The organism is uncultured Oscillibacter sp. (assembly GCF_910579365.1).
GTDB lineage: Bacteria > Bacillota > Clostridia > Oscillospirales > Oscillospiraceae > Oscillibacter.
On the sequence record NZ_CAJTUX010000130.1, the window covers coordinates 1 to 3,679 of the forward strand.

3 protein-coding genes and 1 other annotated feature are annotated in these 3,679 nt (G+C 62.1%); all 3 genes read right to left on the minus strand.

The window, feature by feature from the left end; all coding sequences use genetic code 11:
• A partial coding sequence (locus QZ329_RS15240; protein WP_295753854.1) for a valine--tRNA ligase occupies window positions 1-1,399 on the minus strand: 1,399 nt, incomplete at its 3' end.
• A 31-nt stretch (window positions 1,400-1,430) separates the two neighbouring features.
• Complete coding sequence (locus tag QZ329_RS15245) at window positions 1,431-1,955, minus strand: YcxB family protein (protein WP_295753855.1); 525 nt, start codon at window positions 1,953-1,955, stop codon at window positions 1,431-1,433.
• A gap of 485 nt (window positions 1,956-2,440) precedes the next feature.
• Window positions 2,441-2,651, minus strand: a binding site (T-box leader).
• 34 nt (window positions 2,652-2,685) lie between these two features.
• The gene (gene sigE / locus QZ329_RS15250; RefSeq protein WP_295753856.1) at window positions 2,686-3,396 is read right to left on the minus strand and encodes an RNA polymerase sporulation sigma factor SigE; all 711 of its coding nucleotides are present in this window, start codon (window positions 3,394-3,396) and stop codon (window positions 2,686-2,688) included.
• Window positions 3,397-3,679 lie beyond the last annotated feature (283 nt).

Genomic DNA, 3,679 nt, shown 5'->3' on the forward strand with positions numbered 1-3,679 from the left:
AGCCCAGGGTGGAGAAGGGCCACAGGGCGGAGGAGAACCAGGTGTCCAGCACGTCGGGGTCCCGGGTCAGCTGGGCGGAGCCGCACTGCTCGCACTTGGCGGGGTCCACCCGGCTGACGTTGATGTGTCCGCACTCGCCGCAGTACCAGGCGGGAATCTGGTGGCCCCACCAGAGCTGGCGGGAGATGCACCAGTCGTGGACGTTCTCCATCCAGTTGGTGTAGGTCTTGCTGAACCGCTCGGGGACGAACTTCACCTCGCCCTCCCGGACGACCCGGAGGGCCTCCTGGGCCAGGGGCTCCATCTTCACAAACCACTGGGCGGAGATCAGGGGCTCCACGTCGTTGTGGCAGCGGTAGCAGGTGCCCACGTTGTGGCTGTAGGGCTCGGTCTTCACCAGATACCCCTGCTCCTCCAGGTCCTTGATGATAGCCTTGCGGCACTCATAGCGGTCCATGCCGCTGTAGGGTCCGCCGTTTTCATTGATGGCGCCGTTGTCGGCGATGACGCGAACCGTCTCCAAGTTGTGCCGGAGGCCCACCTCAAAGTCGTTGGGGTCATGGGCGGGGGTCATCTTCACCGCGCCGGTGCCGAAGCCCAGCTCCACGTACTCGTCGGCCACAATGGGAATCTCCCGGTTCATGATGGGGAGTATGCAGGTCTTGCCCACCAGGTGCTTAAACCGCTCGTCCTCCGGGTTCACGGCAACGCCGGTGTCGCCCATCATGGTCTCCGGCCGGGTGGTGGCGACCACCAGATCGCCGGACCCGTCGGTGAGGGGATAGCGGATATACCAGAGGTGGCCGGGCTTGTCCTGGTACTCCACCTCGGCGTCGGACAGGGCGGTGATGCAGTGGGGGCACCAGTTGATGATGCGGCTGCCCTTGTAGATAAGGCCCTTGTCATAGAGCTCGCAGAAGGTCTCCCGGACGGCCTTGGAAAGGCCCTCGTCCATGGTGAAGCGGGACCGGGACCAGTCGCAGGACACGCCCATTTTCTTCTGCTGCTTGACGATGCGGTCGCCGTACTCCTCCTTCCACTTCCAGACCCGCTGGAGGAACTTCTCCCGGCCCAGGTCGTAGCGGCTCAGGCCCTCCTTGGTGCGCAGCTCCTCCTCCACCTTCACCTGGGTGGAGATGCCCGCGTGGTCCACGCCGGGAAGCCACAGGGTGGAATAGCCCTGCATCCGCTTGAAGCGGGTGAGGATGTCCTGGAGGGTGCAGTCCAGGGCGTGGCCCATGTGGAGCTGGCCCGTGACGTTGGGGGGCGGCATGACGATGGAGAAGGGCTTTTTGGAGCGGTCCGGGTCACCCTTGAAGCACCCGGCCTTCTCCCACATCTCGTAGACGCGGCCCTCCACCTGTTGGGGCTCGTACACCTTGGGCAGTTCTTTTTTCATGATGATTCTCCTATTCTGTAATCTCGAATTTTCACTTGATATATGCAATCGGCTTTCCGGTCTTTTCCGTGATAAAGGTCCGGAACTCCTCGACTGTACCGCCGCTCAGGGTGGCTTTGTCATAAATCTGTCCATGCTGCCGGCTAAACAGGAGCACAAAGTAATCCGCCGTCTCGCACGCCTGCCGAACAGCCTCATAGTGAAATTCCGTCGCCGCGGCCTCTGTGGTCGAGGTATAGCTTTCCTCCCCAAAAATACTTTTTGCAGACGACGTGCCCGGCAGCATTTTCTTTTTCGCGAAGAAGGCGTTGACCTGATCCTCGGTAACCAGTATCGCCATCAATATCACGCCAACGCCGCAATTCAAGGTGTCCCGAAATGTCCACGGTTCGCCCAGCATCCGCTGCGCGGCAATCAGCAGAACCGCCAGTGCCACCATACACCAGCCAAATATATGGCTTCTCCGGCTGCGCTTTTTCCGAATGGTCTTGCGCAGCGCCCGGGCCATAGCAGCCAATCCCTTTTGATCGTATGTTGTCTCAAACCGAAACTCCACCGGCTTTCCTCCTGTCACAAAACCCGCTCCACCGGCTTACACGTCCGCTCCTCCCACCAGTCCGGCAGGTCCTCCGGGGCTCCGGCGGTAAACCGCTCCTTGCTCAGAATATAAGACCCCCCGCGGCGGGAGAGAAGCAGATAAAAGCGGTCCGCGTCCTTCCACAGCCTCTCCAGGCTCTCATAGCCATAGGGCGGCTGCTCCTGCTGTTATGAATCCATACGCCGTCCTCCATGAAACAGCAGCGCCGGGATTCCCGCAGGGGGCGCCGCCCAAATCCAAGACAGCACACCCATCACCCAAAATACCAACCCGGCGTTTCGGTGCATCCTGGGGGACGCCTGCTTTTGCGGGGGCGTTCCGGGCTTCTTCCAGACAAAGCCCCGCTTCGGCAGGGCCAGGGGCTGCCCGTTCCTCCTCCGTCAGGGTCCCCCGAATCCGAAATACCATCTGTCCTTCCAAAAGAAAACCGCCCCAAGCCATTGGCTCAGGGCGAATCCAAATCCGCGGTACCACCTGAATTTCCCTTGCGGGACACTCGTCTCCCCTCTAACGGCGGGCCTCCGTCGCGGCTTACTCCCCGTTCAGCCGCGCCGCTCCGGGACGACTTCCCCCGCCGCCTCGCGGACGCTTTCACCAACCGCGTCCTCTCTGGGCCTTGGCAAACCGGGTACTGCTTCCCATCTTTGCGTTTATATGGACGCTAGTATAATATACCCGTCTCCAATTGTCAAGACAGACGTAAGATTTCCTTCTTCAAACGGCTGATGATCCGCTTCTCCAGCCGGGAGATGTAGGACTGGGAGATGCCCAGGCGGTCCGCCACCTCCTTTTGGGTCTGCTCCTTCCCGCCGCCCAGGCCGAAGCGGAGGGTGATGATCTCCTTCTCCCGGGGGGAGAGCGTGTTGATAGCCTGGGCCAGGAGGGTGCGGTCCACATCCTCCTCAATGGGACGCATGACCACGTCCTCGTCGGTGCCCAGCACGTCGGAGAGCAACAGCTCGTTGCCGTCCCAGTCGGTGTTCAGCGGCTCGTCGAAGGAGACCTCCCCCTTCCGGTTGGCGTTCTTTCGGAGGTACATCAGAATCTCATTTTCAATGCACCGGGAGGCGTAGGTGGCCAGCTTGATGTTCTTGTCCGTCCGGTAGGTGCCCACCGCCTTGATGAGCCCGATGGTCCCGATGGAAATCAGGTCCTCAATGTTGATGCCCGTGTTCTCAAAGCGCCGGGCGATGTACACCACCAGCCGCAGGTTATGCTCGATCAGCTCCTGCCGGGCCGCCTCGTCCAGATTGCGGAGCAGCTCCGCCTCCCGCTCCCGGTTCAGCGGCGGGGGCAGGGTGTCGCTCCCGCCAATGTAGTGAACGCCCTCCTCCGGCCAGAGGCCCAGGCGGGTCAGCGCGCCTTGCAGCCACTGCCGCAGCTTCTTTACGATTCCCATATCTTCCTCCCTTTCCCGCCGGGCCGCCCCACAGCGCCGAATAGCCCGTACCCAGCGCCGAGGGGGACAGCGCCGCCGTCAGTCCCGGATAGCGGGTTCCATTGATCTCCGTCCAGTCCGTCCGGATGGTCAGCAGCAGCCCCGCCGCCGTCCCCACCGCGTGATAGGGCGTCAGCCGGGGCCGCAGAGCCGGCACGGCGGCCCGGAGGGGTTCCAGAAGCTCCTCCGGGGCCCAGATCGGAAGAGCACACGTCTGAACTCCAGTCACATTACTCGATCTCGT

Bases quoted from the DNA above. Each gene is read 5' to 3' on its own strand.
- sigE (WP_295753856.1), bottom strand. From the start codon at position 3,396: ATGGGAATCGTAAAGAAGCTGCGGCAGTGGCTGCAAGGCGCGCTGACC.